The sequence below is a fragment of the Moritella sp. PE36 genome (assembly GCF_000170855.1).
Lineage (GTDB): Bacteria > Pseudomonadota > Gammaproteobacteria > Enterobacterales > Moritellaceae > Moritella.
Window position 1 is genome coordinate 1 of the sequence record NZ_ABCQ01000115.1, and the last position, 2,138, is coordinate 2,138.

The window sequence follows — 2,138 nt, forward strand, 5'->3', positions numbered from 1 at the left end:
CTATTGGTTGTGATTTTAATGTTAAAGAACAGATACAGTATAATAAAGAACAAGGTGTGATTGAAAATGCACCAAAACGTGTATTGGTAGTTGGCTCATCAAGTGGTTACGGGCTTTCGTCTCGTATTACCGCTGCATTCGGCGGTGGCGCTTCAACTATTGGTGTATTTTTCGAAAAACCGGCAACAGAGAGAAAGACTGGTACAGCAGGTTGGTATAACAGTGCTGCATTTGAAAAATATGCAGCAGAAGAAGGCCTATATGCAAAGAGCATTAATGGCGATGCATTCTCTGACCAAGCAAAGCAAACTGCAATTAACCTAATTAAAGAAGATCTAGGTCAAATTGACCTTGTTGTTTATTCATTAGCATCTCCAGTACGTAAGTTACCAAGCACAGGTGAAGTTGTTCGTTCTTGCCTGAAACCAATTGGTGAGACGTATACAGCGAAAGCGGTTGATACCAATAAAAATAAAATATTTGAAGCAAGCGTTGAACCTGCAACAGAGCAAGAGATCCTAGATACCATTACTGTAATGGGTGGTGAAGATTGGGAATTATGGATGTCTGCACTTGAAGAGGCTGGCGTATTAGCTGACGGATGTAAAACCGTTGCTTATAGTTATATCGGTACCGAAATAACATGGCCTATCTATTGGGACGGCGCATTAGGCAAGGCGAAGCAAGATCTTGATCGTGCCGCGCATGCGATTGATGCAAATCTTAAAGCAAAAGGTGGCAGTGCAAACGTAGCGGTACTTAAGAGTGTTGTGACACAAGCAAGTGCTGCAATTCCGGTTATGCCACTTTATATTGCAATGGCATTCCGTGTAATGAAAGAACATGGTTTACATGAAGGCTGTTTAGAGCAAATTTCACGTCTATTCCGTGGTTCACTTTACCCGGAAGGTGTAAGCAGTGCGAAATTTGATGACGAAAATCGTCTACGCATGGATGACTGGGAACTTCGTGATGACATTCAAGCGACTTGCGTGAAGTTATGGGACGAAGTGACCGATGATAACTTATTTGAAACGACTGATTATCAGTATTATAAAGATGAATTCTTAGCATTATTTGGCTTTGGTATCGAAGGCGTTGATTATGATGCCGACGCTAATCCAATTGTTGATTTTACACCGATTACACTTGATTAGTTTAGCGCTAAAGTAAACGCCAGTATTAATCGATAAAATAGCGAAAAATTGAACTGTAATTGTATAAACCGCGCGTGTTATTAGATTTTCCATCTAATTCAATACGCGCGGTTTTTTATATTTGCTTCATTGTTTAACTTCACGTATACCTATAGCCTTATCTTCTGCATTCACAAATATGAGGAGCGGGCATGGCCTCTCTGAACAATAAAAAACTTGAAAATATCTTAACCGAATTTATGCAACCTCACCGTGTACGTGACTTTACGGTCAACGGTATGCAGGTCCAGGGTAAAGACACGGTGACAAAAGTGATCACGGGTGTAACTGCTTCTCAAGCTTTAATAGATGCTGCTGTAGCGCAACAAGCGGATGCAATTTTGGTTCACCATGGTTACTTCTGGAAAAATGAATCACAAGCCATCACGGGTATCAAATACAACCGCATTAAAACGCTGATTAAAAATGATATCAACTTATATGCTTACCATTTACCGTTAGATATACATCCTGAATTGGGTAACAATGTTGAATTAGCTAAGTTATTAGGTATTACGGTACGTCGTGGTTTAGAACCATGGGATAAAGCCAGTGTTGCTTTAGTGGGGAAATTCGAAGAAGCGATCTCAACTGAAGAACTTACACAACGTATCGAAACTCAACTTAACCGTGCACCGTTGGTTGTTGATGCGGGTAAACCAATTAAATCGGTGGCTTGGTGTACCGGTGGTGGTCAAAGTTATATTGAATTAGCAATTGAACAGGGAATTGATGCATTCATCAGTGGTGAAGCATCGGAACAAACAATTCATTTAGCCCGTGAAGCCGGTATGAGTTTTTTTGCAGCGGGTCATCATGCAACAGAACGCTATGGTATTAAAGCGTTAGGGGAATGGTTAGCACAAGAGAAAGGGCTGGATGTGACCTTTATTGATATAGACAACCCAGTTTAGTCAGCAGACCTATTTATAAAACTCAGTA

General features: G+C 40.6%; 2 protein-coding genes. Both read left to right on the forward strand.

Annotation, left to right across the window (positions count from 1 at the left end; all coding sequences use genetic code 11):
- Window positions 1–2 precede the first annotated feature (2 nt).
- On the forward strand, window positions 3–1,157 hold the full coding sequence (gene fabV, locus PE36_RS23450; protein WP_083798042.1) for an enoyl-ACP reductase FabV: 1,155 nt from the start codon (window positions 3–5) through the stop codon (window positions 1,155–1,157).
- Between the two features lie 191 nt (window positions 1,158–1,348).
- Window positions 1,349–2,110, forward strand: a complete 762-nt coding sequence (locus PE36_RS23455; protein WP_006034613.1) for a Nif3-like dinuclear metal center hexameric protein — start codon at window positions 1,349–1,351, stop codon at window positions 2,108–2,110.
- Window positions 2,111–2,138 lie beyond the last annotated feature (28 nt).